The organism is Streptomyces sp. NPDC052701, from assembly GCF_040678355.1.
Classification (GTDB): Bacteria; Actinomycetota; Actinomycetes; order Streptomycetales; family Streptomycetaceae; genus Streptomyces.
The window spans coordinates 121,011-146,874 of sequence record NZ_JBFATO010000008.1; the positions used below are offsets into that span (position 1 = coordinate 121,011).

Sequence of the window (25,864 nt, forward strand, 5' to 3'; positions counted from 1 at the left end):
AAGAGGCACGGCGGGCCGTGCGGGCCGTCACGGCCGGTCCGCACCCGCCGCCCGGCGGACCCTCCCGGGCCGGCGGGCACCCGGGCCGGCCGGTGGAGTCACTTCGCCCGGTCGAAGTCGATCGCGCTGTACGCCCGCAGCTTGCTCAGCCGGTGCTCGGAGTCGATCCGGCGGACCGTGCCCGACTTGGAGCGCATGACGATCGAGTCGGTCGTCGCCGTCTCGGAGCGGTAGCGCACGCCGCGCAGCAGCTCGCCGTCGGTGATGCCGGTGGCGACGAAGAAGACGTTCTCGCCGGAGACCAGGTCGTCCGTGGTCAGCACGCGGTCGAGGTCGTGCCCGGCGTCGACGGCGCGCTGCCGCTCCTCGTCGTCCTTCGGCCACAGCTTGCCCTGGATGATGCCGCCCAGGCACTTCACGGCGCAGGCCGAGATGATGCCCTCGGGGGTGCCGCCGATGCCGAGCAGCAGGTCGACGCCGGTGCCCTCGCGCAGCGCCAGGATGGAGCCGGCCACGTCGCCGTCGGAGATCAGCTTGATGCGCGCGCCGGTCTCCCTGATCTCCTTGATGATGCCCTCGTGCCGGGGCCGGTCGAGGATGACGACGGTGACGTCCTCGGGCGTGGAGCGCTTGGCCTTGGCGACCCGGCGGATGTTCACGGACACCGGCGCGTCGATGTCGACGAAGTCGGCGGCCTCGGGCCCGGTGACCAGCTTGTCCATGTAGAACACGGCCGACGGGTCGAACATGGAGCCGCGCTCGGCGGCGGCCAGCACCGCGATCGCGTTCGTCATGCCCTTGGCGGTCAGCGTCGTGCCGTCGATCGGGTCGACGGCGATGTCGCACTCGGGCCCGGTCCCGTCGCCGACGCGCTCCCCGTTGAAGAGCATCGGGGCCTCGTCCTTCTCGCCCTCCCCGATGACGACGACGCCGTTCATGGAGACGGTGGAGACGAGGGTCCGCATGGCGCGCACCGCGGCACCGTCGGCACCGTTCTTGTCCCCGCGCCCCACCCAGCGGCCCGCGGCCATCGCCGCGGCTTCGGTCACCCGGACCAGTTCCAGGGCGAGGTTGCGGTCGGGGGCTTCGGAGGGCACATCGAGCTCGGACGGCAAATGATGGTTCTCGGTCATCGGAGCGCACCTTTCTGTACGACGACGGCCGGATGAGGGTGTTGTCCGCTCGACTCTATCGCCGGGTGGACAGGATGAGCAGGGGCCCCCACGGATGAGCGCGCAGGGGACCTGCGACGATAGGGGCGTGGCAGGCAAGAGCAGCATCCAGAAGTCGGCACGGGACATGGTCCTGTCCCTGGCGGTCATCATGATCGCGGCGGGGGTGATGTACCTCTTCATCCCGCACGACGACAGCGAACCCGAGCTGAAGCGGGTCGACTACCGCGTCGAGCTGCTCACCGCCCGCCGCGCCGCCTCCTACCCGGTCGCGGCGCCCGAGGGCCTGCCGCAGAGCTGGAAGGCGACCTCGGTGCGCTTCCGGGGCGACGACTTCGACGCCTGGCACCTGGGTTTCCACAGCCCCGGGGGGAAGTACGTCGGGGTCGAGCAGTCCACCGAGAAGCCCGCCGTCTTCGTCGACGAGGCGACCCAGGGCGCCGAGGAGACCGACGTCACCCAGCGGATCGACGGCCGGACGTGGCAGCGCTACGAGGGCGAGCGGTACGACGCGCTGGTGCTGCGGGGCACCGAGGGGTCGACCACGGTCGTGACGGGCTCGGCGTCGTTCGAGGAGCTGACGAGGATGGCCGAGGCGCTGAGGATGGAGTGACCGCGGCACGTCCGTGCCCGTTCCTGCGCGCGAGAAGGCCCCCGGCGGTGCGCCGGGGGCCTTTGCGTTCGCGCGTCGGGTGTCGCGGCTCAGACGGTGGTCACGACCTGCTCGTACGCCAGGCGCGGCGAGCGCGGGTGCCAGGCGTCCGGGCCCGGCCGGCCGATGTTGACGACCATCAGCGGGGTGTGGTCGTCGTCCAGGAACTCCTTGCGCAGGCCCTCGGCGTCGAAGCCGGTCATCGGACCGGCGGCCAGGCCCGCGGCGCGGACGCCGACGATGAAGTACGCGGCCTGCAGGGCGGCGTTGAACGCCGCGGCGTTCTCGCGCACCGGGCGCTCGGCGAAGAAGGCGTCCTTGGCCTGCGGGAAGTGCGGGAAGAGGTGCGGCAGCTCCTCGTGGAACTCGTTGTCCGCGGAGAGGACCGCGACCAGCGGGGCGGCGGCCGTCTTGGCCCGGTTGCCCTCGGCCAGGTGCTTCACCAGGCGCTCGCGGGCCTCGGGGGAGCGGACCAGGGTGATGCGCAGCGGGGACTGGTTGAAGGCGGTCGGACCGTACTTGACCAGGTCGTAGATCGCCTGCACCTGCTCGTCGGTCACCGGCTCGTCGGTGAAGGTGTTCGCGGTGCGGGCCTCGCGGAACAGCAGGTCCTGGGCGGCGGGGTCAAGAACGAGGGACATGGGTGCACTTTCTCGCGGTGTCGGTTCCGGGATCGGCTGACGGCACCGACACTAAGCGATACAAGTTCAACGTTCAATTAAAGGCGGGGTGTGGTGATCCGCTTCACACGCCCGAGCGGCACGGGGCCGCGTGCCCCTACTCGGCGTCCCCGCCGTCCCCCGCCTCCGCCCCGGCCTCCTCGGCCAGGGCGGCGTCCAGGCGGGCCCGCGCCCCGTCCAGCCGGCGCCGGCAGATCCTGGCCAGCTCCTCGCCCCGCTCCCAGAGCGCGAGGGACTCCTCGAGCGTCGTACCGCCGGCCTCCAGCCGCCGTACGACCTCGATCAGCTCGTCCCGCGCCTGCTCGTACCCGAGCGACTCGGCCGCGTCCGCCGCCTGCGCGGTCTGCTGCGCCTTGCTGGTCATCCATCCACCTCAAGCATCGACTCGTACCGTGAAATCGCCCTCGGACACCCGCGCGCGCAGTGCCTCACCGGGCGCCACCTCCCCCGGGGCGCGCACCGCCTGCCCGTCGGACCGCTGCAGCACGGCGTACCCGCGCTTCAGGGTCGCGGCGGGGGAGAGGGCCACCACGCGCGCGTGCGTGTGCGTCAGCTCGGAGTCGGCGCGGTCCAGCTGGTGCCGCAGGGAGCGCCGGCCCCGGTCGAGCAGGGCCGCCACCTCCTCGGCCCGCGCGTCGATCATCCGGTGCGGGTCCTCCAGCGAGGGACGGGCGAGCGCGTGGGCGAGCCCGCGCTCCTCCCGCTCGACCAGCGCCCGCACGCACCGCCGGGCACGGTCGCGCAACTGCCGTACGCGCTCGTACTCCTCGCCCACGTCCGGGACGACCTTCTTGGCCGCGTCGGTCGGGGTCGAGGCGCGCAGGTCGGCCACGTGGTCCAGGAGCGGCTGGTCGGGTTCGTGCCCGATGGCCGACACCACGGGTGTGCGGCAGGCCGCGACCGCGCGCACGAGCTGCTCGTCGGAGAAGGGGAGCAGGTCCTCCACGCTCCCGCCGCCCCGGGCCACGATGATCACGTCCACGTCGTCGAGCGCGTCGAGCTCCTTGACGGCCTGCACCACCTGCGGCACGGCGTGCACGCCCTGCACGGCGACGTTGCGCACCTCGAAGCGGACGGCGGGCCAGCGGTGCCGGGCGTTCTCCAGCACGTCCCGCTCGGCCGCGGAGGCGCGCCCGCACACCAGCCCGACCAGCCGCGGCAGGAACGGCAGCGGCTTCTTGCGCTCCGGCGCGAACAGCCCCTCGCGCGCGAGCGTCCTCTTCAGCTGCTCCAGCCGTGCGAGCAGTTCCCCGACGCCCACCGGCCTGATCTCGGCGGCCCGCAGCGACAGCTGCCCCCGCGGGGCGTACCACTCGGGCTTGGCGAAGACGACCACCCGCGCACCCTCGCCGACGACGTCGGAGACGGTGTCGAACACCTGCCGGTAGCAGGTCACGCTGACGGAGACGTCGTACGACGGGTCCCGCAGCGTCAGGAACACCACCCCGGCCCCGGGGCGCCGCGACAGCTGCGTGATCTGCCCCTCCACCCACACCGCCCCGAGCCGGTCGATCCACCCCCCGATGAGCCGCGACACCTCGCCGACGGGCAGGGGGGAGTCCGCGGACGTGTTGACAGCCATGCCGCGAGCGTAGTCGCAGCCACCGACAACCCGGAGCCACCGACGACCCGGAGCCGCCGACGACCCGGAGCCGCCGACGACCCGGCCGTCCACGGGGCGCGAACCCGCCGGGGCCACGCGGACCTCCCCGGCCCGGCCGGACGGAGGGCGGACGCCCTCCCCCGGGGACCGGGCGCGGACGCGATCTTCGGGCCCCCGGACGCGGCCTTACGATGGGGTGCATGACCGCTTCTCCTGGCCGCCGTGTCCTGCTCGCCGCCCCCCGGGGCTACTGCGCGGGTGTGGACCGCGCCGTGATCGCCGTCGAGAAAGCCCTGGAGCAGTACGGGGCTCCCGTCTACGTCCGGCACGAGATCGTCCACAACAAGTACGTCGTGCAGACCCTGGAGAAGAAGGGCGCGATCTTCGTCGAGCGCACCGAGGAAGTGCCGCCGGGCAACATCGTGATGTTCTCGGCGCACGGCGTGGCCCCCGTCGTCCACGAGGAGGCCAGGCGCGGCCGGCTCGCCACCATCGACGCCACCTGCCCGCTGGTCACCAAGGTCCACAAGGAGGCGGTCCGGTTCGCCAAGGAGGACTACGACATCCTCCTGATCGGACACGAGGGCCACGAGGAGGTCATCGGCACCTCCGGCGAGGCCCCCGACCACATCCAGCTCGTCGACGGGCCGGGCGACGTGGCGAAGGTCGAGGTCCGCGACCCCTCCAAGGTCGTCTGGCTGTCCCAGACCACCCTCTCCGTCGACGAGACCATGGAGACCGTCGACGCGCTGAAGGAGAAGTTCCCGCAGCTGATCTCCCCGCCCAGCGACGACATCTGCTACGCCACGCAGAACCGTCAGCTGGCGGTGAAGCAGATGGGCGCCGAGGCGGAGCTGGTGATCGTGGTCGGTTCCCGCAACTCCTCCAACTCCAAGCGCCTGGTCGAGGTCGCCAAGCTGGCGGGCGCGCGCGAGGCGTACCTGGTGGACTTCGCCGACGAGATCGACGAGGCCTGGCTGGAGGGCGTCTCCACGGTCGGCGTCACCTCCGGCGCCTCCGTGCCGGAGGTGCTGGTGGAGCAGGTCCTGGAGTGGCTGGCCCGGCGCGGCTACGAGGACGTGGAGATCGTCAAGGCGGCCGAGGAGTCCATCACCTTCTCCCTGCCCAAGGAGCTGCGCCGCGACCTGCGCGCGGAGGCGGCGGAGCTGGTGGCGCAGCGCGGCGGGACCGGCACCGGTGAAGATGCGGCAAAGTGACCGCCCCCGGCCCGTGACTTTCCGTCGTACGTCGTAACGTAAGGCCATGCAGATCTTCGGCGTGGACATCGGCGGATCCGGCATCAAGGGCGCCCCGGTCGACCTGGACAGAGGCGACCTGGCACAGGAGCGGCACAAGGTGCTCACCCCGCACCCGGCCACGCCGGACGCAGTGGCCGACGGCGTCCGGCAGGTCGTCGAGCACTTCGGCTGGACCGGGCCGGTCGGGGTCACGTTCCCGGGCGTGGTCACCGGCGGCGCCACGATCCGCACGGCGGCGAACGTCGACAAGAGCTGGATCGACACCGACGCGCGCGTGCTGATCGGCGAGCGGCTGGGCGGGCTGCCGGTGACCGTGGTCAACGACGCGGACGCGGCGGGCGTCGCCGAGATGCACTTCGGCGCCGGCCGCGGCCGCAGGGGCACGGTCATCCTGCTGACCTTCGGCACGGGCATCGGCAGCGCCCTGTTCGTCGACGGCGTCCTGGTCCCCAGCACCGAGCTGGGCCACCTGGAGCTGGACGGGCACGAGGCGGAGAAGCGCGCCTCCAGCAAGGCCCGGGAGGACCACGACCTGTCGTGGGAGGACTGGGCGCACCGCGTGCAGAAGTACCTCGCCCACGTCGAGATGCTCTTCTCGCCGGAGCTGTTCGTCATCGGCGGCGGCGTCAGCCGCAAGGCCCACAAGTTCCTGCCCCACATCCGGGGCGTCAAGGCGGAGATCGTCCCGGCGCAGCTGCAGAACAACGCGGGGATCGTGGGCGCGGCGATGCACGCGGCGACGGACGGCCCGCAGGACCGGCGGTCCTAGGACCGGTCGTCGGACTCCCGCCTGCCCGGCGACGGCGCCTGGCGGCCGGGGCGGCCGGGGCGGGCAGGCCGCCCGGGCGGCCTCCGGGGGCCTGGCGGGCGGACCCTGCGGACCAGCACGATCACCCCCGCGACGAGCGTGCCCGCGTACAGCCAGCCCGCCTGCGTGGCCAGCGCCGTCACGAAGCCCATCAGCCCGTCCCCGGACCCGTCGGCGCCGCCGGCCGCCGGCACCAGCCCCAGGGCGAAGGCGATCGGCGCGACCACGGGCGCGGCCGGCAGGTCCCCCCGGCGCACCCACACCGCGGTCAGCGCGCACACCGGCAGGAACAGCACGCCGTACATCGTCAGGGACGCCCCGGGCAGCAGCCCGGCGAGGCAGCCGAGCAGGAACATCGCCACGCCGCAGAACAGCCCCGCGCCCAGCCCGGTCAGCCGCGGGCCGGGCATCCGCCGCACGGCCCGCGCCGGGGGAGCGGGGCGCCGCACCGGCGCCGGACGGGGCCGTGCCGCCGCCCCGGGCGGCCGGGCGACGCGCGCCGTGCCGCCGCCCGCCCCCCGTCCCGGCTGCGGGGGCAGGGGCGGCCTGGGCCCGCCGCCTCGCGGTCCGTCCTGTGCAGGTCGCGTCCTGTGTTGCTCCACTGGACCAACTTAGGTCGGTTTATGTGCCGAATAGGCCATCAGACACGCCGGGCGTCCGACCTTGGGCAGGCGTTCGATACGCCGCCGGGCCGGGACCGGGCACGCCGTAGACTGGTGGATCGGCCACCCAGCCCAGTTGGCCGGCCTCGCCCCCAGTCCTCATCCTCACGTACGGGAAGTCGCAACGTGTCGCTCACGATCGGAATCGTCGGCCTGCCGAATGTCGGCAAGTCGACCCTGTTCAACGCCCTGACCAAGAACGACGTGCTGGCGGCCAACTACCCGTTCGCCACCATCGAGCCCAACGTCGGCGTCGTCGGCGTGCCCGACGCCCGGCTCGCCAAGCTGGCCGAGATCTTCAAGTCGGAGCGGATCCTCCCGGCGACGGTCGACTTCGTCGACATCGCGGGCATCGTGCGCGGCGCGTCCGAGGGCGAGGGACTGGGCAACAAGTTCCTGGCGAACATCCGCGAGTCCGACGCGATCTGCCAGGTCATCCGCGCCTTCAAGGACGAGAACGTCGTGCACGTCGACGGCAAGGTCTCGCCCAAGGACGACATCGAGACGATCAACACCGAGCTGATCCTCGCCGACCTCCAGACCATCGAGAAGGTCCTGCCCCGGCTCCAGAAGGAGTCGCGGATCAAGAAGGACGTGGCACCGAAGGTCAAGGCCGTCGAGGAGGCCAAGGAGATCCTGGAGAAGGGCGACACGCTCTTCGCCCACGGCATCGTCCAGGGCAGCGAGCGCGCCGAGCTCCTGCACGACCTGCACCTGCTGACCACCAAGCCGTTCCTCTACGTCTTCAACGTCGACGAGGACGAGCTGGTCGACGAGGACTTCAAGGACGAGCAGCGCGCCCTGGTCGCCCCCGCCGAGGCGATCTTCCTCAACGCCAAGCTGGAGGCCGACCTCGCCGAACTCGACGAGGACGAGGCCCTGGAGCTGCTCCAGTCCGTCGGCCAGGACGAGCCGGGCCTGGCGACCCTGGCCCGCGTCGGCTTCGACACCCTGGGCCTGCAGACCTACCTGACGGCCGGCCCCAAGGAGTCCCGCGCCTGGACCATCAAGAAGGGCGCCACCGCCCCCGAGGCCGCCGGTGTCATCCACACCGACTTCCAGAAGGGCTTCATCAAGGCCGAGGTCATCTCCTTCGACGACCTCGTCGAGGCGGGCTCGGTCGCGGAGGCCCGCGCCAAGGGCAAGGCGCGCATGGAGGGCAAGGACTACGTGATGCAGGACGGGGACGTGGTGGAGTTCCGCTTCAACGTGTAGGCGCGATTCCACCACGTGCTGGTCTGTAGACACGCAGGTCATCAAGGGTTCGACTCTTCGTGGTCGGGCCCCTGGCCGTTTCCCGTCCCGGGAGGGTGCTGGGATGCCGGCGAGGTCCTCTGGGCGGATCACGGGGTATTCCCCGCAAGGAGGCACAGTTCCGTACGCCGAGGAACGTGGCGCGGGCACGGGATCCGTTCCAGGTGGGCCATGCGGCGGTGTGACCGCTTGGCGGGGCCTCCTGGCAGTGCGCGCTTCGTGGCTGGTCCGTGGTCGTCGAGTGGTGCCTTTCGACGCGCGGCCAGGGCGTGGCGGTGGACTGCCTGTGGTGCGCGGGATTGCCGGGCAAGCGCTGTCCCGCAACTCCGGAAACTGCTTGTCGGTGTCCGGAGCGAATGGATGCGACTCCTCCCACCGCCACCGGCCACACCAACTGGACGGCTCCCGGTCGCCGTGACAGCCCACCACGGCTTCTTGAGGTCGTTCGTCTCCCGCTTCTCCTCCCCGCTTTTCCCTGGTCAGCGTCCAGCGAGTGATGGTCTTGCCCAGGTCTCAGGACAGGAAGGGCTCCCGCCGCGGTGTGCGGTGAAGGGGAGCCTCGGAGAGCCGGCCGCTTACCGGATCAGTTCCCGTTCTCGTCGTCCTCGCTCGTCTCGTACCAGCCTTGGTTCCGATCGCCCTCGCCGCTCTCCGCCGCCCCCGGCGTGAACGTGCCCGCGCCTGCGTCGGTGAACGGCGAGCCCTCGGAGGCTGGGAAGCGTGGTGACCAGGGCCCCGTGGTGTCCCCCTCGCCCCCGCCCTCGTCGGGCGCCTGGAGAAGGGTCCGCCTGATCTCCTCGGCGGCCTCGTTCAGCCCGGCCGCTTCCAGACTCCGCATCACACGGTGCACGAACACCGTGTACTCGTCCATGTCCGGCTTCAGGCCCACCGCCGCCAGCAACAGGAGCAGCCGATCCGAAACCCCTACTTCTTCCTCGCGGTCGAACGTCCCTCCTGCCTGGCCGTGTCCGTCCCACAGTGGGCCCCCGACGGTCGCTTCGCTGTGCGCGCCTACGGGCGGGACGAGCAGATGGCGGAGGAGTTCGGGCACCTCCTCGTCGTTGGCCGCCGCCGCGATTTGGGCGAGCGGGCCAATCATGTCGACCGCCCTCTCGATTTCGTTCTCGTGACGGGCCAGCCACCACACCACCGCGCTGCCCGCGCTCTTGAGCACGTCGTCACCGAGGTAGCGCCGCTTGTTGCGCTCGTGCTGGCGCTCGAACTCCCAGATCTCCTCATCTTTGCGAAGGTCGTTCAACTTCCGTAGACGCTCCCGGTCGGCGGGGGCGAGGGCCAGCGTCACATCGGCCGCCAGGGCCTTCAGCCGTCCGCTCCGGTCCGGGAGCGGGACGCTCAGCTCCCCCTCCAGGAGATACCGCGCGAAGCTCGCCCGGCCGGGCTCCTCGCGGTGGACAACCTCCAAGGCCCGGCTGATGATCGAGGACACGGCGAGGGCCGGGGAGGCGCCGTCGGACCGGCCGGCGGGATCGGGGACCGGCCTCCACCACACGGTGGCGGAGAAGAGGAAGTCGTAGCCGTCCGCCGCGCTCGGCAGTGCCGCGTCGACCACCCGCGTCTCCTGGTAGGGCTGCTCCGTCGGCGCAGCAGGCGGCTCAGGTTCCCGGGGCTCGTACGGGTCGGCCGACGCGCGACCGCCGCTGAGGACCGTCATCACGAGCAGCAGGGAGCCCGAGGCCGTGACCATGGACAGGAAGCTCCACAGCCACGCCGACCAGTGCAGGAGGTTTCCGAACACAGCCGGTGCGAGGCCGCAGAGAGCGACGAACAGCAAGCTGGGAAAGCGGTGTTTCATCGTTCCTCTTCCGTGGTCCGTGGTCCGGCGCCCGCACGCTCCGTGCGGGCGTACTGCGCGTGGTCGATGTGCTGCCAGAAGAGGGCGGCGACGGCCGCCCGGGAGGAGCGGCGCGTGGTCCCCGCCCAGTCGCAGGCGATGGTGTAGAGGCGGTGGAGAGCGGCCGTGCGGCCGTGCGTCGCCCCGACCATCACGCCCAGCGCCATCTCCCGCATGCTGTCGTCCGCCACGGCGTTCAGCCAGCTGCTCACCAGCGGGTTCCAGAGCTCAGTCGGCGGCTGGGAGAAAACCGTCTCCCAGCCCAGAAACAGGTCCGGCCACGGAGGCGGGTCCGGTGCCCGGTCGTTTCTCAACAGTTCTGTGAGCAGCCGGAGATGGGGCTCCGACTCGCGCGTCTCCCGACGCGTCCGGTCCCGCAGGCGGTCGATCAGCAACCGGTAGAGCCGACGGTCGCGGCCGACGAGGTCCAGAAGTGCCTCCCGGGCCTCGCGCGCCGCCTCCCCCTTACGTACGGCGAGGTAGTGGAGCCGCACCAACGCCTGATCCGGGCGTGTCGCGCCGAGGCTATGGAAGCAGGCGGCGGTCAGGGCGCGGACGAGACCGTCCGACAAGGGGCCGGACCTCACGCACTCGTACATCCGCCTGCGGAACCATCCCCCGAACCTCTCATGGCTGAGACCGAGTTCGAGGGCTGCCACGGCTCGCGGGTCACAGGACGCCCCGGGCGCGTTGTCCGCCCAGCGGACCACAAGGTCGAAGAGATGGTCGGGCCGCTCGACGGCCAGGGACCGCTCGCCGAAACGGACGACGACGTTCATCCGGTCGTCGGTGGTCAGACCGTGGAGCCCGGCGGCATGGCCGATCCAGTCCCTGAGGTCGTCGCGCATCCCGGGGAAGTTTGCCCAGAAGTACGTCCGTACCGCGTCGGCGTAGGCCAGCCGCTCGAAGCGGAGCCGACCGTCCGGGTCCCGCTCGATCCCGAGCGTCGCCAACCGCTCCCCGAAGTCCGTCCGCGCGAGCTCGGTCGTCGCCTCCTCCTCATGCCCCACTGTTCTCATCAGGCCGTGCCACGCCTCGTAGACGGTGTCGGCCCGGGCCTCCTCGAATAGCGCCGTCGTGAGCAGCAGGGCCCGCTCGGGTGCGGTGCGGACCGTGGCCATCTGCCGGCCCACCTCACCGGCCCGGTCGGTCACCGCGTGCATCGCCTGGTCGAGCCATCCCGCGAACTCGGCGCCGAACCGGCCGCTGTCGCGAGCGGTCCTCACCAGCCCAGCGAGCCGCGCCAGTTCCCGCATGGGGGAGCGGTCGCACAGGCGCTGGAGGTCGGCGCTCCCCAGGTCCGTGGGGCGGAAGACCATCCGGTCCATGCGGAGGTACCGAGTGACGACGGCGACGCCCCGGGGGCGCCCCAGCGTCACCGTGTGCGGTTCGAGGTCCGGCGCGTGGGCGTGCTCCATGCCCGACGGCAGGACGACGACCATGTGGGCCCCCACCTCCTGTACCTGCGACCTGTGGATGGCCAGGCGGCGCTGGACCCTGGCGTACGCCTTCTCGTCGGTGATCCCGGAGAGGTCGAGAAGGAAGCGGTCTCCCTCACCGGGGGTGAGAGAGGGCTCGTCCTCTTCCTTGTCCTTGTCCGTGGCGGGAAGCTCTTCGAACCGGATCTCCTCCTCGTCGGCGCCCTCGTCCTCACCGAGTTCGTGCAGCAGCATGATCGCCGCGGCGCGGCGGCCGCTGCCGGGCGGAGCCTCCAGCAGTACCACCGAACCGGGCTTCTCCAGGCGATCGGCAGCCACGCGATAGCCCACCGGCGGCACGAACCGGTCGGCCAGGCGCACCCGGTCCTCGCAGGTGATCCGGAGGGACTCGACCCCTTTACGGATCATCCAGTCCGCGTCGGCGCCGTAAAAGACGTACTGGGGCCCCACACCGTTGTTCACCGGGCCACGCGGATCGTTGACGGTGACGCGGTCCTGTTCGGTCATCGTCCGTCGTCCGAGCGCCGGCGCTCGCGCTCGAAGCGCTGGTGGACCGTACCGCTGTTGTCACCCGCCGTGAACTGGACCCCGGTGTTGTCGCCCTGGAAGTGGGGCGCGTTGTACTGGTGGCCACGACCGGTGTTTACGGGCCCCTGCGGCTCGTTGACGAAGGTGCCGGACAGGTCTCCGTTGAGGTTTCCGACGCCGCCGCGCACGTCGCGCGTCCGCATCCTGGTGTACCCGCGCCCCTGGGCCGACTTCTTGTGAGACTTCGCCTCCGCCCGCTCCCGCGCCGCACGGGCGTCGCGGTCCACCGCGCCCAGCTCGGGCAGCAGCCTGGCGAGGGCGTCGCCGAGCGCCGTCAGGTCCGACTCGGCGTTGCGGTGGTCGAACCGCCTGTACTGGCAGTCCGCCAGCTCCCGCAGGTCGTACGGGAGGACGGCACGATCGATCCGAGTGGCCTTTCCGACGAGCACGGGGATCACCAGGATCCCGCGGTCGAGTGCGGTCTGGATCTCACGACGGGTCCAGTCCTGCTCGGCTTCGAGGGCGGGGCGGCCATCGGCACCCCGCACCTCCGTCCAGCGCGGACCGATCACGGCGAGGAGTGCCTCGCACTCCTCCACCGCCCTGACCAGTTCCACCGGGAAGCGGTGTCCGAGCTCGATCGAATTGCTGGCGAAGAAGATCCGCTCGCCGCCGAACCGCCGGGCGAGCTCCCGAGCGATCATGGTTGCCGCGGATTCCTCGTCGCCTGTGCGGTAGTTGACGAAGACGTCTGGCATGGAGGTTCCCTTCGTGGGAGGAAGACGGAAGAGGGGGTGAACGGGTATCGGCGCGGGGCTGTGGGCCAGGGCTCCGAGGCTCCGGTCCACCCGGGCCACGAGGTCCCGACCGTGTGACGGCATGGCGCGTTCACGGGAGGGCGTACGGATGGAGGTGCGCTGCCCGGCGCGTCACTGGCCGCAGGCAGCCCGATAGAAGCCGGGGGCATGGTGCGACGCGTCGAGCGGGAATCAGAGGGGTCCACCCGGGATCGTGGGATCCGGAGGGACCGGATGGTCCGGCGAGCCGGGCGGCTCGAGCCGGTGTCGGTCGTGGAGCTGGTGTTAGTCGTGCGTGGGGGCGAGTGCCCGTGCCAGCGCCGGTTGCAGATCGCGTACGGCCCGGCTGCTCCGGAATCGGGAGAGTTCGCGCGCGAAACGCCGGATGTCGCTGTTCACCGTCGCCGAGGGCACGGCCGGCATCATCCCCAGGAGCTCTCCGGCGATCGTGCACGCGTGCTCGACTTCTCCGGAGGCGGCGTGGGCCAAGGACCTGCGGAAGCCGTACCGGGCGCGGGTGCGCAGAGCGTACGGCGGGATGCGGTGGCACTCCCGGTCGAGGACCTCGGCGGCGGCCTTGGGGCGACCGAGGTCGTGCAGGCACCAGCCGGTCGTCATCGCCGCCGGATCGCTCACGTGGGTGGTGCCGATCATGGGCTCGGCACCACTGCGGGCGTCGTCGCTGTCGAGCAGTTCCCGCGCCCTGTCGAGGCTGCGCAGGCAGTTGCGTTCGTCGCCGACGAGCGCGTATCCCTGTGCCTCCCGCTGGGCCGCGAGTCCCCGGATGCGCGGCGGGAGTTCGCCGCTCTGGGCCTGGCGGGCCAGGGCGACGGTGCTTGCGGCGTCCCCGCTGTAGAGCGTGATCAGGGCGCGTCGCACGAACGTGTAGGAACCAAGGTATGGATCGCCCCCGGCATGCGCCAGTTCGGCGGCCTCACTGGTCCAGTCGAGCGCCGCGCCGCTGTCCGCGGCCTCCTGGGCCATCCAGCCGGTGAACTCCGCGAACCGCGACGCGAGCAGCAGCACGGGGGCCCGAGTGGCGGACGGGGTGTCGGCGGCCAGCCCGGCGACCGTGCGCGTCTGCGTCTCCAGCAGGGGAAGCAGGACCTTCGGCGCGGTGGACTGGCCGAGCTTACGTAGCTGGTCGAACTGCGAGCGAAAGGAGGGAAGGAGGGGGTCGGCGGCAGGGGACGCCTGACCGCCGAGTTTCAGGCCGAGGTCGATCAGCGCCCCCGCACCCGCCGTGAGGACCGTTCGGCGCCCGACGCGCCAGAGGCTCGGGGTGGTGGGGTTTTCGGTGGTGTCCGAGTCGGTCTCGGAGTGGACGGTCAGGCGCTGCAGCTCGCCGTTCGCGCCGAGGAAGGCGTCGCACCGCCGGGCCAGTTCAGGGGACGCGGAACGCTCCCCGCGCTCGACCTTGCTGAGGTGTCCCTTGTCGTAGTTGAGCGCCACGGAGAACTCAGTCAGAGTCAACCCCGCTTCCTGTCGTAAACGGCGGAGTTCCGGTCCGAAACGCAAAGTTGTGCCCATTATTAGCCTCCCCTTGAACAGCGACCGAGAGAGCCGTGCGCCCTCACGGGGAACTCTGGTTCGACGTCCACTGGCCGACGCGAAGACCGACGGTGAACACCCGTCGTGGCGGAGCGGTTGCGCTTCGCGTCCGAGAGTGAGTTTGGCACGAGGCATGCTTGAGGAATCGGGGTTCGACAGGGTTGCCCGTTGCCTCTTCTGCTCTCTGTTGTTCTCCGCCTGTTCCATGCAGTGACCTGAATCGATCATGGTCGGGGCAGAGCGGTCGATGATGACAGGGTGCGGCTCTGTCGATCGCGCCGCAGAGGGAACTGTGAAGCGTTCGGTACAAGAGCCGTGACGGCGCGGTCGCGGATCGGCTCATCGACGCGGCCCTGGTCGTCACCGTCCAGGGCCGACGGACATCCTGGGCACGTGGGCCGAGCGATGGCTGTGAGGGTGCCAAGCGCTGGGCGCACTCACACGGTCCAACGCGGCCGGCCTCCTCCACCTCGCTGGTTCCGACGCTCCCAGCCGCCACGACCTCGGCGTGCGCATTGCCCAGCGTGACGGCCTCGGGCCTTCCGCCTGCCATCTGGGCACCGGGCGGACACGTCCCTGCCGGAGTGCCCGACGTGCGCTTCGACTGCCACGCCACTGATGCATCGAATGAGCACCAGGCCCCGTGACGCTCGGGAATTCCCCGGCGTTCGTAGGGCAGCGAAACTGTGGAACTTCGCTCACGGCGTCGGCATGGGCTTGGTGACGTCGTGTTCGATCGGCTTGCAACCTGGACCGGTACCCCCTCGGGCCGTGCAGGACGTCGGGGCCGCGACTCGTGACCGTGAGCGACGATCGGCGAAAATGGTTTACTAACATCCATGTTAGTAACATTGTTGTTAGTGTCGTGAGCGGAGGTCGACAGGCGTGGTGGATTTTGTAGGCCGTCGGCAGGAGCTGGCGACGTTGGAACGAGAGCTGCAGAAGGTGGCGGCAGGGGTTGGCAGGGAGCGGCCCGGGCGGTGCGTGATGTTGCGTGGACGGCGCCGGGTGGGCAAGTCGCGACTGGTCGAGCGATTTGCGGAGCGCTGCGGAGCCCCGTTCTTGTTCTACGCGGCGACCGGTGCATCCCCCAGGGATGATCTGGCACGACTGGCCCGGGATGCCCAAGCGTCGACGCTGCCGTTGGCAGGGCTGGTGGCCTCCGCGCGGCCGGAGAGCTGGGACGCCGCGTTCGATGTGCTGGCTGCGGCGCTCCCCGCCGACCGGGCAAGCGTGCTGGTCATCGACGAGGTGCCGTACCTGATGGACGCCGATGGCGCCTTTGAAGGGATGCTGCAACGGGCCTGGGACCGGGTGCTGGAGATCAAGCCGGTGTTGCTGGTCCTCATCGGCTCCGATCTGTCGATGATGGAGGCTCTGAACAGCTATGGACGCCCCTTCCATCAGCGTGGCCGGGAGATGGTGCTGGGGCCGCTGAACCCCGCCGAGGTAGGGAGGATGCTCGGGCTGGAACCGGCGGAAGCCTTCGACGCCGCGCTGGTCACCGGCGGGCTGCCACTGATCTGCGCAGAGTGGCCAAGAGGGGAGGGACTGTGGGACTTCCTCGGCGAGGCGCTGAGTGATCCGGTTTCGGCCTTGCTGGTGTCGGCCGAGCGCTCGATGGCTGCCGAATTCCCCCCACAGGCCCAGGCGCGCACGGTGTTGGCGGCCATCGGAAGTGGCGAGCGGACCTTCACCAACATCGCCCGTGCGGCCGGCGGGATCGCGGCCACGCCGCTGCAGCGAGCGCTGGAACTGCTTATGGGCAAGCGGATCGTCGCCGCGGAGCTGCCCGTGTCGCTGCGTCCGTCGAAGGATCGCCGCTACCGGGTGACAGATCCCTACCTGCGGTTCTGGCTGCACTTGCTCGGCCCGTCCATGGAGGAGATCGAGCGAGGGCGGGGCGATCTGGCCTTGGCGCGGATCCGGGAGAGCTGGACCAGTTGGCGCGGCCGGGCGATCGAGCCGCTCATCCGGGAGTCGCTTGCCCGGATACTGCCCGACGACCGACTCCCCGCAGCGCCCGCAGTAGGCGGCTACTGGACCCGCACCAACGACGTTGAGATCGACATCGTCGGAGCGGACCGCGCCCCCGTTGCCAAGGAGCTGCTCTTCGTCGGTTCCATCAAGTGGCTGGAGCAGTCGCCCTTCGACCGGCACGACCTGGCCGCTCTCCATCGGCACCGGGCCGCCCTCACCGACGAACTTGTTCCAGTCGTGGCGGTCTCGCGCAGTGGAGTCGACTGCCCAGGGCTAGACGCCGTCTACGGCCCCGGCGATTTGCTTGCCGCTTGGCCCCTATGAGTGGCAGTTGGCAGGCGAGGCCCGGAAGTTGGTGGCACGATCAGATTGCAAACGTTGCGGAGAAGTCTCACAGATCTCAGTTCCTTGCCGGCACTGTTGTGTAGCGCTGGCGACCTTGAACCCTTCTCGTGCTTTGTCGTGGATCCCGTGCAGGGATGGCGCTGGGATGATTTTGCATTTCCGCAGGTCGTAGGGATGTGATGGAATTCCGCTTCACCGTCTGAGGACGGAGCGACATCACCCCGGTGGCCTGGCGCACATGGGCGGACACACAGGTCACACGGTACCGGCCCTTCCGGGGGCCGGTCCCTCGCCGTCACGGCGGCCCGGTCCGGTCACCGTCTCGGTTCTGCGAAGGCGCAGGCCGCGGTGTCGGCGACCGTGAGGAGCAGGGCCGTCCAGGTGTCCGCCGCCGTGCCGGGTGGCAGCAGCATCCAGGTCGCCACCCGCGCCGGCGCACTCGTCGGGGGGCGACGAACGAGAACGAGAGCCAGGCGAACGGCAGCGTCCAGGCGTACCGGCCGTCCGAGAGCGCCGTGCCCAGGGCGGCCGGTCCCATCAGGCCCACGCTGTCCCGGACGACGAACGCGGTGGTGGCCGTGGACCGCCCGTGGTCTGCGCCGTCGGCAGCAACGTGCCGACGACCGCACCGGCGAGCAGCACGTGCGCCGCTCGGCGGGGCACCCAGCGGATCGCGGCCGTCCGGTCCAGTGCGAGGTCCTGCCCGCTGAGCCCGACCGAGGCCGCCATCGCCCCCGTGGCGAGGACGAGCGCGGGCAGCCGTGGATCACCGGGCCCCCACCCCCGTCCCGGGCGAGCGCCCACGCCGCCACCGCGTTGATCACCACCGCGGCGAGTGACGCGGGTACCCGACGCGAGCGCGCGTACAGCGTCAGCCATCTCAACGGGACGCACCGCCACCCAGCGCGGCGAGCGGGCCGCCCTCGCAGGAGAGCGCGGCGGCGCGCACGGCGGCGGTCCCCGGCCGTGCCGATGGCCGACGAAGCCGGAAGGCCGATGGCCCGCGGACCCGGAAGGCCCCGCCCGGCCGTCGGCGCCCCCCGCCCGGCGCGCGCCGCGCGGGCGCCGGCTCACCGCCCCCGCGGGGCGCGGGCGCGCCCGTCCGCCGCGTCCCGGCACGCCTGCGCGTACCCCCGCACCAACGGCCGCCGCCCGTCCTCCCCGCGCCAGGCCAGGACGTAGCGGCACGGGGAGAGCCCCCGCACCGGGCGGGTCGTCACACCGCCCAGCGTGATCAGCGGGGCGTTGCCCGCGGCCACCAGGCAGATGCCCAGGCCCGCGACCAGGGCCTCGTACGTCTCCTCCGTGCCGGCGACCTCCGCGCCGACGCGGGGCGGGCGGCCGGCGCGTTCGTCGAGGGCCAGCCAGAAGTCGCGCAGCACGCCCGCGCCGGGCGGCAGGGCCAGGAACGGCTCGTCGGCCAGGTCCGCGAAGTCGATCTCCGGGCGGGCGGCGAGGGGGTGGGTGTCGGGGAGGGCGGCCAGGCGGGGTTCCTCCGCGACCACCGTCCAGGCGTAGCGGCCGGCGTCGGGCAGCGGCAGCCAGACGAAGGCGATGTCCGCCGAGCCGTCCGCGAGGCCCGCGGTCGGGTCCTCCCAGCTCACCTGGCGGAGCCGGACGACCGCGTCGGGGTGGGCGGCCGTGAAGCGGGAGCGGATCGCCGGCAGCAGCCCGCCGCGGCCCGGGCTGGTGCTCATGCCCACCACCAGCGTGCTGCGCTCCGCCGCCCGCGCGGCCTCCACCGCTGCCGCCCCCTCGGCCCACGCGGCCAGGACCCGGCGGGCGTGCGGCAGCAGCGCCGTGCCGGCCCCGGTGAGGGCCACGCCCCGCCGGTCGCGCCGGAACAGCTCGACGCCCAGCCTGCCCTCCAGCGCCCGCACCTGCTTGCTCAGCGCGGGCTGGGACACGTACAGGCGCTCGGCCGCGCGCGTGAAGTGCAGTTCCTCGGCCACCGTCAGGAAGTAGCGCAGGTCCCGCACATGAACGTCCGTCGTCATGACGAGTGGTTATCAGGAGAAGTCTTGGACGGCCAACTTCCTTTCGCTGCAAGCTGGTTCCCGCGGGGGCACGACGAGGACGGCGCACGGCCGGCCGGCGAGGAGCGGTGATGAACAAGGTGTGGCTGATCACGGGCGCGAGCAGCGGATTCGGGCGGGCGATCGCCGAGGCCGCCCTCGCCGACGGCGATGTGGTGATCGGTGCGGCCCGGCGCCCCGAGGCGCTGGAGGACCTGGTGGCCGCCCACCCCGACCAGGTGGAGGCGCTGCGCCTGGACGTGGCCGACACGGGGGCCGCCGAGGCCGCGGTGCGGGACGTGGTGGCGCGGCACGGGCGGATCGACGTCCTGGTCAACAACGCGGGCCGCACGCACGTCGGGGCCTTCGAGGAGACCACCGAGGAGGAACTGCGCGCCCTGTTCGACGTGCACGTCTTTGGTCCGGCGGCCCTGACCCGCGCGGTGCTGCCGCACATGCGCGAGCGGCGCTCCGGCGCGATCGTGCAGATGAGCAGCATGGGCGGGCAGATGTCGGTGGCGGGCTTCTCGGCCTACAGCGGGACGAAGTTCGCGCTGGAGGGCATGAGCGAGGCGCTCGCGGACGAGGTGCGCGAGTTCGGCATCAAGGTGCTGGTCGTCGAGCCCGGGGCCTTCCGGACCTCGCTGTTCGAGGGCAGCCGGGCGGGCGCCAGCCCCGACAGCGGGGTGTACGCCGGGGTGAGCCAGACCCGCGCCTACGTCTCCGGCGGCGACGGCACCCAGCCCGGCGACCCGGCCAAGGCCGCCGCACTCGTCCTCGCCGCCCTGGAGGCCGAGGACACCCCGCTGCACCTGCCGCTCGGCGACGACGCCGTCACCGCCGTGCTCGACCACCTGGAGCAGGTGCGCGCCGAGGTCGTGGCGTGGGAGAAGCGGACGCGGGCCACCGCCTTCGACGACTGAGCGGCACGGGGGACCGGTCTCCCTTGCCACCGGGGACGGGTGACGGGCCGTCAGGCCCGTCACCCTATCGAGGGGTATGTCCGTGCAGGGCCCTTGTGCAATTCCTGTGAAGGCCTCAATCTTTCGCTGACGCACAGGAACAACCGCTATTGGCATGACCATGCCCTGACGGTGGTTCCTGGCGGGCGCGCACCACCCCACACGGCGCACCACCGATTGAGGAGGACCCCTCAGATGGCAGTGATGCGTACTCCCCACCGCACCCCCCGGCGAAGACTGGCCGCACTCGGCGCGGTGGTCACCGCGGCCTGCACCGCCGGCCTCGTCGCCGCCCTCCCGGCCGGGGCCGCCCCGGCCGCTCCCGAAGGCCGCGTCCAGTACGAGGGCGCCGCGAACGCCGTCGCCGACAGCTACATCGTCACCCTCAGGGGGACGAGGGCCGGTTCCGCCGAGGGCCGCGCCCTGGCGGAGAAGTACGGCGCCGACATCGAACGGACGTACACCAAGGCACTGAACGGATACGCCGTCGAGGCCTCCGAGACCGAGGCGAAGCGTCTGGCCGCCGACCCGGCCGTCGCCTCCGTCGTCCAGGACCGCGTCTTCCGCATCACCGCGACCCAGCCCAGCCCGCCCTCCTGGGGCCTGGACCGCATCGACCAGAGGAACCTCCCGCTGAACAACTCCTACACCTACCCGGACTCGGCCGGGCAGGGCGTGACCGCGTACGTCATCGACACCGGCGTGCGCATCACGCACGGCGACTTCGGCGGCCGGGCCTCCTACGGCTACGACGCGATCGACAACGACAACACCGCCCAGGACGGCCACGGCCACGGCACGCACGTCGCCGGCACGGTCGCCGGAGCCGCCCACGGCGTCGCCAAGAAGGCGAACGTCGTCGGCGTCCGCGTGCTGAACAACTCCGGCTCCGGCACCACCGCCCAGGTCGTCGCCGGCATCGACTGGGTCGCCCGCAACGCGGTCAAGCCGGCCGTCGCCAACATGTCCCTCGGCGGCACCGCCGACACCGCGATCGACACGGCGGTGCGCAACGCCGTCGCCTCCGGCGTCACCTTCGCCGTCGCGGCCGGCAACGAGTCCACCAACGCCTCCACCCGGTCCCCGGCCCGCGTCACCGAGGCCATCACGGTCGGCGCCACGACCTCGGGCGACGCCCGGGCCAGCTACTCCAACTACGGCTCGGTCCTGGACCTGTTCGCCCCGGGTTCGTCCATCACCTCGGCGTGGAACAGCAGCGACTCGGCCACCAACACCATCTCCGGCACCTCCATGGCCTCCCCGCACGTCGCGGGAGCCGCCGCGCTGTACCTGGCCGACAACCCCACGGCCACCCCCGCCCAGGTCTCCACCGCGCTGACCACCGCCGCCACCGGCGGCGTCGTCACCAACCCGGGCACCGGCTCGCCCAACCGGCTGCTGTACGTCGGCGGCGGTACGACCACCCCGCCCGGTCCGCGCTTCGAGAACACCACCGACCACGCCGTCGGCGACAACGCCACCGCCGAGTCCCCGGTGACCGTCTCCGGCGTCCCGGGCAACGCGCCCTCGGCCCTGGCCGTCGAGGTGCACATCGTCCACACCTACATCGGCGACCTCCAGGTCCAGCTGATCGCCCCCGACGGCACGGCGTACACGCTGAAGGCGTACGGCACCGGCGGCAGCGCGGACAACATCGACACCACGTACACCGTGAACGCCTCCTCGGAGACCGCCGACGGCACGTGGAAGCTGCGGGTCAGCGACAACGCCAGCCTGGACACGGGCCGCATCGACGCCTGGGCCCTGCAGTTCTGACGCTCCCCCGGTGATCCTCAGCAGTCCTCGTCCTCGCGGAAGGGCTCCGGGTCGGTGACCCAGCCCGCCGCGAGGACGAGGCGCGAGTGGCGGTGCACGGCCAGGAAGCCGAAGGGGCGGTCGAAGACGGCCTCGACGACGGTGGTCAGGTAGCGCAGCGGTGGCGGAGCCCCGGCGCCGGCCATGCCGAGCGCCGTCACCGCCGCCGCCTCGAAGCCGCGCGCCCCGAACCTCGCCACGGCCGACTGCCGGGCCGAGCCCACGCACAGCGGGAAGGCACTGACGCCGGGGAAGTGGCCGGGGACCTCCAGCCGCGCCGCGGTGAGCCCGAACAGTTCGTGCCGCTCCAGCAGGTCGTGGTCGGCCGCGATCCCGTACGCCACGGTGGTGACGTCCAGCGTGGGCGGGTCGGGCGTCGTGCTGCGCTCCCGCACGACCCGCAGTCCGGGCCCCGCGTCACCGCGGGGCAGGCGGGGGCCCGGGACGACCGGGTGCCCGCCGGCGAGCAGGCCGACGCCCGCCCCCAGCACCCGGCCGGGCGCCATGCCCTCCTCGCCGAGCAGCAGATGGACGTCGAGGGCGTTGTCGCCCAGCACCTTCAGCCCGGTGACGTGCCCGTGCGGCGTGTCCGCCACGCCGACCCGGTCCAGCAGCACGCTCCGGCGCCGCAGCGCCAGCAGCGTGCGGGCGTCCCACGGTCCGCCGTACGGCTCCCACGGCACCTCCTCGAAGGGGCGCAGCCAGCGCGTCCGCAGCGCCAGCGCGCTCGCCAGCACCATCTCGGCGCCCCCCGCCACCTCCACGGGCATCCGCTCGACCAGTCCGCCCGTGTGCTTCACCGCCCACGCGTCCAGCGCCTCCCGGTCGGCCGCGGCGTCACCGGTGAGCACCCCGTGGGCGCCGGCCGGCAGTCCGGCCCGCCACGCCTCCCGCAGTTCCAGGGTGCGCTTCGTCCACAGCCCCAGGGCCGCGTCCAGCCCGCGCATCGCGCCCGTCGCGGCGAGCACCTCCCGCGCGGCGGCGGCCGCCCGGTCCGCCGGCAGCCCGACCGCCTGGGCGAGTTCCCGCCGGGCCGCGCCCTGTGCCCCGTCCGCCAGGAACGCCAGCAGCGGCCACACCCCCGCCGCCGAGAAGACCGTGCCCCGTGCGACGTCCGCCGCCCAACGTGCCGTCAGGCCGTTCACCGCCCGGACCGTCGTGTTCGCCCTCACGCGTTCCACCCCCGCTCACCCCGCGCTTACGATGCGCCCAGCCCCGCGCCAGCCGCGCACCACCCCGCATCAGGAGCACGCTACCCGTGTCGATACCCCCGGCCCCCGGACCGCACCAGCCGCACCAGCCGCACGGGCAGTACCCCCACCAGCCCTGGGGTCGGGGGCCGGGCCCGTACGGCCCCTACGGACCGTACGGGCCCTACGGTGCCCAGCCGGCCCTCAACGGGCTCGCCATCGCCGCGCTCGTGCTCGGCGTCCTGTGCTTCCTGCCGGCGGTGGGGCTCGTGCTGGGGCTCGTCGCGCTGCGGCAGATCGGGCGGAGGGGCGAGCGCGGCAAGGGCATGGCGGTCGCCGGGGCCGTGCTGTCGTCCGTCGGGCTCCTCCTGTGGACGGTGTCGCTGTCCACCGGGGTCGCGGCCGACGCGTGGCGGGAGGTCAAGGACGGCGCGGCCGGCGGGGGCACCGCCTACGCGCTCCGCGAGGGCGACTGCTTCGACTCGCCGACCGGCTCCCTGGAGGGCGAGGCCTACGACGTCGAGGAGGTGCCCTGCGACCGCGAGCACGACGGTGAGGTCTTCGCCGTCGTCACGCTGCCCGACGGCTCCTACCCCGGGGACGACGAGCTGACGGAGACCGCCGACGACAGGTGCTACGCGCTCCGGGACCGCTACGCCATGGACACCTGGGCCCTGCCGGAGGACGTGGACGTCTACTACCTCGTGCCGTCCCGGGAGAGCTGGCGCTTCGACGACCGCGAGATCGTCTGCCTGTTCGGCGGCGTGGACGGCGGGAGCGGGCTGACCGGCTCGCTGCGCAACGACGAGACCATGCTCGACGCGGACCAGATCGCCCTCCTGAGGGCGACGCAGTCCGTCGACGCGGTGCTCTACGAGGAGCCCGAGGCCGCTCCCGAGGACGACCTGGCCGGGCACCGCTCCTGGGCGGGCGACGTCCACGACGCGCTCGGCGAGCAGGTCGGGGCGCTGCGCGGCCACACCTGGCCGGCCGGCGCCGAGCGGCCCGTCGCCGACCTCGTCGAGGAGATGGAGCGGGCCCGCGAGGACTGGGCGAAGGCGGCCGCGGCCCGCGACGCCGGCACCTACTACGAGCACTACGACCAGGGGTACGAGTACGTCGACGGCCCGGCGACCGTCACCGCGCGCAAGGCCTTGGGCCTGGACACGACCCCGCCGGTGTACGAGGAGGACGCCGGTGAGGAGGGCGGGGAGTCCGGCGTCCAGGTGTGACGGCGGCCACAGCGGGGAGAAAGTGCCTGGGCAAAGCCTCCGGCGGGCCCGTGTCATCACATCGAGTGATTCTCTGGCCTTTGCTTGCCTGGCCCAACCCACGGTTGCCACGCTGTTGCTGTCTGTACAACCTGATGGGAGCGGCCAGTGACAATCGGTGAGCAGCCGGCGTACCTGCGCGTCGCGGGTGATCTCCGCAAGAAGATCGTCGACGGCCTGCTGCCACCGCACACCCGCCTGCCGTCCCAGGCCAGGATCCGCGAGGAGTACGGCGTCTCGGACACCGTCGCCCTGGAGGCCCGCAAGGTGCTGATGGCCGAAGGGCTGGTCGAGGGCCGCTCCGGCTCGGGGACGTACGTGCGCGAGCGGCCCGTGCCCCGGCGCATCGCCCGCTCCGGGTACCGCCCGGCCGGCGGGGCCACGCCGTTCCGCCAGGAGCAGGCCGACGCCGGGGCGCGCGGCACCTGGGAGTCCGGCAGCGAGCAGGTCGAGGCCGGTGCCGCGATCGCCGCCCGGCTCGGCATCGAGCCGGGCGACCGCGTGATGCGCACCAGGTACCTCTTCCGCGAGGGCGGCGAGCCGATGATGCTCTCCACCTCCTGGGAGCCGCTCGCCCTGACCGGCCGCACGCCCGTGATGCTCCCGGAGGAGGGGCCGCTCGGCGGCATGGGCGTCGTCGAGCGCATGCGCGCCATCGATGTGATCGTCGACAACGTCACCGAGGAGGTCGGCGCGCGCCCCGGCCTGGCCGAGGAACTGCTCGCCCTCGGCGGTGTCCCCGGGCACGTCGTCCTGGTCGTCTCCCGCACGTTCTACGCCTCCGGCCGCGCGGTGGAGACGGCCGACGTGGTGATCCCGGCCGACCGCTACCGGGTCGCCTACCACCTCCCGGTCAAGTAACGGACACCCTCGCACGCCTCCCGCACGCCCCTCGCGCGCCGTCTCTCCCGCAGGTGTCACGCTCCGGCGGCCGTTCCGCCGCCGTCGCGATCTGGCCGTTCTCGCAGGTGGCCACGGAGGCGTGCGCAGGCGCGCGGCACGCCGCTGACCGGACGAGTCGAGGTGCGCGGACGGCGCGTTCGGTGCCGTGCGCCCCCTGCGTACTGGCTGGTTGCGTACCGCTTCGTGAAAAGCCGTATTCGCTGCGTGAAGGTTGGGCGTAGGCTCGGGCATATGCACAGTGCGGTTTCCTCGGTGGGCGGGGCGCGGTACAGGCCGCGGGCGGGAAGTGGAGGGGCGCGATGAATGACGGCACGGTCACTCTCCCCTGGCTCGTGATCCGGCAGGACGACAACGGCAACCGCTATCGCGTGGGCAGGTACGCGACCCGGGCCGAGGCCCAGAAGATCGCGGACAGCCTCGACGGCCGCGGGCACAAGCAGCTCTACTGGGTCGAGAGGATCGGCCAGAACGGGACGGCCGCCGCCGGTGACTGACCGGCCGGTCCGCCGGGGCGCCGGCCGACCCGGCGAAGGCGTGCCCGTAGGCTCCCGCGCATGACGGAACGGATCGTGGTGGTGGGCGCCGCCCTGGTCGACGGCGGGCGGCTGCTGGCCGCGCGCCGCAGCGCGCCCGCCGAACTGGCCGGCCGCTGGGAACTGCCCGGCGGCAAGGTGGAACCGGGCGAGACGGCCGAGGCGGCCCTGGTGCGCGAACTGCGCGAGGAGCTCGGCGTGGAGGCCGAGCCCGGCGAGCGCGTCCCCGGGGAGTGGCCCCTGAGGCCGCCGTACGTCCTGCATGTGTGGACCGCACGCCTGCGCCCCGGCTCCGCCGCCCCGCAGCCCCTGCAGGACCACGACGCGCTGCGCTGGCTCGACCCCGCCGCGGTCTGGACCGTGGACTGGCTGGATCAGGACGTGCCGGCCGTCCGCGAGGCCCTCGCCCGCCTCGGCCTGTCCGCGGGGGGCCCGCGAGGCGTGTGAGGAGCGCCGGGGGCGGGCGGCTCTCGCGGGAGTGCACCGGGGCGCACGGGCGCCGAGGCGCGCGCGGTGCCCGCAAAGCCTTCGGGCGGGCGCCGCGCGGGTCACGCGGGCCATAGCGCGCCCCTCCGGACGGTACTGCGCCCCGA

The 25,864-nt window shown here is 72.3% G+C and carries 21 protein-coding genes and 2 pseudogenes; 11 read left to right on the forward strand and 12 right to left on the reverse strand.

Translation table 11 applies throughout. The annotated features are described in order from the left end of the window. Positions 1-98: 98 nt before the first annotated feature. Positions 99-1,133, reverse strand: a complete 1,035-nt coding sequence (gene glpX, locus AB0L29_RS12595) for a class II fructose-bisphosphatase (protein WP_365826206.1) — start codon at positions 1,131-1,133, stop codon at positions 99-101. A gap of 127 nt (positions 1,134-1,260) precedes the next feature. Between glpX and AB0L29_RS12600 the strand changes: the two genes are divergently transcribed. Then, positions 1,261-1,785, forward strand: coding sequence for a DUF4245 domain-containing protein (locus AB0L29_RS12600; RefSeq protein ID WP_365826208.1), 525 nt, complete (start codon positions 1,261-1,263; stop codon positions 1,783-1,785). Between the two features lie 89 nt (positions 1,786-1,874). Here the strand turns inward: AB0L29_RS12600 and AB0L29_RS12605 are convergent, their stop codons facing one another. The 3 genes from AB0L29_RS12605 to xseA all read right to left on the reverse strand — a co-directional run bounded on the left by AB0L29_RS12605 (position 1,875) and on the right by xseA (position 4,086). Further along, complete coding sequence (locus AB0L29_RS12605; RefSeq protein WP_365826210.1) at positions 1,875-2,465, reverse strand: malonic semialdehyde reductase; 591 nt, start codon at positions 2,463-2,465, stop codon at positions 1,875-1,877. 136 nt (positions 2,466-2,601) lie between these two features. Beyond that, positions 2,602-2,868: an exodeoxyribonuclease VII small subunit gene (locus AB0L29_RS12610; RefSeq protein WP_365826212.1), complete on the reverse strand. Its 267-nt coding sequence runs from the start codon at positions 2,866-2,868 to the stop codon at positions 2,602-2,604. Between the two features lie 9 nt (positions 2,869-2,877). After that, positions 2,878-4,086, reverse strand: coding sequence for an exodeoxyribonuclease VII large subunit (gene xseA / locus AB0L29_RS12615; protein ID WP_365826214.1), 1,209 nt, complete (start codon positions 4,084-4,086; stop codon positions 2,878-2,880). Positions 4,087-4,298: 212 nt separating this feature from the next. On the opposite strand from xseA, the gene AB0L29_RS12620 reads away from it, so the two are divergent. Both AB0L29_RS12620 and ppgK read left to right on the forward strand, forming a co-directional pair. Continuing rightward, entirely contained in the window at positions 4,299-5,324 is a 1,026-nt protein-coding gene (locus tag AB0L29_RS12620) for a 4-hydroxy-3-methylbut-2-enyl diphosphate reductase (RefSeq protein ID WP_365826216.1), read from the forward strand. A gap of 46 nt (positions 5,325-5,370) precedes the next feature. Continuing rightward, positions 5,371-6,135 (forward strand): polyphosphate--glucose phosphotransferase, encoded by a 765-nt coding sequence (gene ppgK, locus AB0L29_RS12625; RefSeq protein WP_365826218.1) that lies wholly within the window; start codon positions 5,371-5,373, stop codon positions 6,133-6,135. Here ppgK and AB0L29_RS12630 read toward each other — a convergent pair. Beyond that, the gene (locus AB0L29_RS12630) at positions 6,132-6,776 is read right to left on the reverse strand and encodes a DUF6542 domain-containing protein (protein ID WP_365826220.1); all 645 of its coding nucleotides are present in this window, start codon (positions 6,774-6,776) and stop codon (positions 6,132-6,134) included. The two genes, ppgK and AB0L29_RS12630, sit on opposite strands and share 4 nt — an antisense overlap. Positions 6,777-6,962: 186 nt before the next feature. On the opposite strand from AB0L29_RS12630, the gene ychF reads away from it, so the two are divergent. Then, positions 6,963-8,051, forward strand: a complete 1,089-nt coding sequence (ychF, locus tag AB0L29_RS12635) for a redox-regulated ATPase YchF (RefSeq protein ID WP_365826222.1) — start codon at positions 6,963-6,965, stop codon at positions 8,049-8,051. Between the two features lie 622 nt (positions 8,052-8,673). Here the strand turns inward: ychF and AB0L29_RS12640 are convergent. The 4 genes from AB0L29_RS12640 to AB0L29_RS12655 all read right to left on the reverse strand — a co-directional run bounded on the left by AB0L29_RS12640 (position 8,674) and on the right by AB0L29_RS12655 (position 14,236). Then, positions 8,674-9,903, reverse strand: coding sequence for a hypothetical protein (locus tag AB0L29_RS12640; protein WP_365826224.1), 1,230 nt, complete (start codon positions 9,901-9,903; stop codon positions 8,674-8,676). Continuing rightward, entirely contained in the window at positions 9,900-11,888 is a 1,989-nt protein-coding gene (locus tag AB0L29_RS12645) for a hypothetical protein (RefSeq protein WP_365826226.1), read from the reverse strand. The genes AB0L29_RS12640 and AB0L29_RS12645 overlap by 4 nt, the downstream gene beginning before the upstream one ends. Beyond that, on the reverse strand, positions 11,885-12,667 hold the full coding sequence (locus AB0L29_RS12650; protein ID WP_365826228.1) for a toll/interleukin-1 receptor domain-containing protein: 783 nt from the start codon (positions 12,665-12,667) through the stop codon (positions 11,885-11,887). The genes AB0L29_RS12645 and AB0L29_RS12650 overlap by 4 nt, the downstream gene beginning before the upstream one ends. 324 nt (positions 12,668-12,991) lie before the next feature. Next, positions 12,992-14,236, reverse strand: a complete 1,245-nt coding sequence (locus tag AB0L29_RS12655) for a helix-turn-helix transcriptional regulator (protein ID WP_365826229.1) — start codon at positions 14,234-14,236, stop codon at positions 12,992-12,994. A 906-nt stretch (positions 14,237-15,142) separates the two neighbouring features. Between AB0L29_RS12655 and AB0L29_RS12660 the strand changes: the two genes are divergently transcribed. Next, on the forward strand, positions 15,143-16,561 hold the full coding sequence (locus AB0L29_RS12660) for an ATP-binding protein (RefSeq protein WP_365826230.1): 1,419 nt from the start codon (positions 15,143-15,145) through the stop codon (positions 16,559-16,561). Positions 16,562-16,896: 335 nt separating this feature from the next. Here AB0L29_RS12660 and AB0L29_RS12665 read toward each other — a convergent pair. Both AB0L29_RS12665 and AB0L29_RS12670 read right to left on the reverse strand, forming a co-directional pair. Next, positions 16,897-17,466, reverse strand: a pseudogene (locus tag AB0L29_RS12665) (hypothetical protein). Between the two features lie 186 nt (positions 17,467-17,652). Beyond that, a complete protein-coding gene (locus AB0L29_RS12670; RefSeq protein ID WP_365826232.1) occupies positions 17,653-18,579 on the reverse strand; it encodes a LysR substrate-binding domain-containing protein in 927 nt (308 codons plus the stop codon). 110 nt (positions 18,580-18,689) lie between these two features. Between AB0L29_RS12670 and AB0L29_RS12675 the strand changes: the two genes are divergently transcribed. Beyond that, entirely contained in the window at positions 18,690-19,520 is an 831-nt protein-coding gene (locus AB0L29_RS12675; protein ID WP_365826234.1) for an oxidoreductase, read from the forward strand. Between the two features lie 234 nt (positions 19,521-19,754). Then, on the forward strand, positions 19,755-21,335 hold the full coding sequence (locus AB0L29_RS12680) for a S8 family peptidase (protein WP_365826236.1): 1,581 nt from the start codon (positions 19,755-19,757) through the stop codon (positions 21,333-21,335). A gap of 17 nt (positions 21,336-21,352) precedes the next feature. Here AB0L29_RS12680 and AB0L29_RS12685 read toward each other — a convergent pair whose 3' ends face one another. Next, a complete protein-coding gene (locus tag AB0L29_RS12685) occupies positions 21,353-22,546 on the reverse strand; it encodes a serpin family protein (protein ID WP_365826238.1) in 1,194 nt (397 codons plus the stop codon). 86 nt (positions 22,547-22,632) lie between these two features. Here AB0L29_RS12685 and AB0L29_RS12690 point away from each other — a divergent pair, with 86 nt between their 5' ends. The 4 genes and pseudogenes from AB0L29_RS12690 (at position 22,633) to AB0L29_RS12705 (ending at position 25,718) form a co-directional block, all read left to right on the forward strand. After that, the gene (locus AB0L29_RS12690) at positions 22,633-23,796 is read left to right on the forward strand and encodes a DUF4190 domain-containing protein (protein ID WP_365826240.1); all 1,164 of its coding nucleotides are present in this window, start codon (positions 22,633-22,635) and stop codon (positions 23,794-23,796) included. A gap of 147 nt (positions 23,797-23,943) precedes the next feature. Beyond that, entirely contained in the window at positions 23,944-24,696 is a 753-nt protein-coding gene (locus tag AB0L29_RS12695; RefSeq protein WP_365826242.1) for a GntR family transcriptional regulator, read from the forward strand. Positions 24,697-24,983: 287 nt separating this feature from the next. Then, positions 24,984-25,232: pseudogene (locus tag AB0L29_RS12700) on the forward strand (SPOR domain-containing protein); the annotation flags it as partial. Between the two features lie 60 nt (positions 25,233-25,292). After that, positions 25,293-25,718, forward strand: a complete 426-nt coding sequence (locus tag AB0L29_RS12705) for a (deoxy)nucleoside triphosphate pyrophosphohydrolase (RefSeq protein WP_365826244.1) — start codon at positions 25,293-25,295, stop codon at positions 25,716-25,718. The last annotated feature ends 146 nt before the right edge of the window (positions 25,719-25,864 follow it).

What these genes read in the sequence shown, in the direction of transcription:
- xseA (WP_365826214.1), bottom strand. Translation starts at nt 4,086, where the DNA reads ATGGCTGTCAACACGTCCGCGGACTCCCCCCTGCCCGTCGGCGAGGTG.
- AB0L29_RS12610 (WP_365826212.1), bottom strand. Translation starts at nt 2,868, where the DNA reads ATGACCAGCAAGGCGCAGCAGACCGCGCAGGCGGCGGACGCGGCCGAG.
- AB0L29_RS12675 (WP_365826234.1), top strand. Translation starts at nt 18,690, where the DNA reads ATGAACAAGGTGTGGCTGATCACGGGCGCGAGCAGCGGATTCGGGCGG.
- AB0L29_RS12620 (WP_365826216.1), top strand. Translation starts at nt 4,299, where the DNA reads ATGGGGTGCATGACCGCTTCTCCTGGCCGCCGTGTCCTGCTCGCCGCC.
- AB0L29_RS12640 (WP_365826224.1), bottom strand. Translation starts at nt 9,903, where the DNA reads ATGAAACACCGCTTTCCCAGCTTGCTGTTCGTCGCTCTCTGCGGCCTC.
- AB0L29_RS12705 (WP_365826244.1), top strand. Translation starts at nt 25,293, where the DNA reads ATGACGGAACGGATCGTGGTGGTGGGCGCCGCCCTGGTCGACGGCGGG.
- AB0L29_RS12655 (WP_365826229.1), bottom strand. Translation starts at nt 14,236, where the DNA reads ATGGGCACAACTTTGCGTTTCGGACCGGAACTCCGCCGTTTACGACAG.
- AB0L29_RS12650 (WP_365826228.1), bottom strand. Translation starts at nt 12,667, where the DNA reads ATGCCAGACGTCTTCGTCAACTACCGCACAGGCGACGAGGAATCCGCG.
- AB0L29_RS12670 (WP_365826232.1), bottom strand. Translation starts at nt 18,579, where the DNA reads ATGACGACGGACGTTCATGTGCGGGACCTGCGCTACTTCCTGACGGTG.
- ppgK (WP_365826218.1), top strand. Translation starts at nt 5,371, where the DNA reads ATGCAGATCTTCGGCGTGGACATCGGCGGATCCGGCATCAAGGGCGCC.
- AB0L29_RS12680 (WP_365826236.1), top strand. Translation starts at nt 19,755, where the DNA reads ATGGCAGTGATGCGTACTCCCCACCGCACCCCCCGGCGAAGACTGGCC.
- glpX (WP_365826206.1), bottom strand. Translation starts at nt 1,133, where the DNA reads ATGACCGAGAACCATCATTTGCCGTCCGAGCTCGATGTGCCCTCCGAA.
- AB0L29_RS12645 (WP_365826226.1), bottom strand. Translation starts at nt 11,888, where the DNA reads ATGACCGAACAGGACCGCGTCACCGTCAACGATCCGCGTGGCCCGGTG.
- AB0L29_RS12605 (WP_365826210.1), bottom strand. Translation starts at nt 2,465, where the DNA reads ATGTCCCTCGTTCTTGACCCCGCCGCCCAGGACCTGCTGTTCCGCGAG.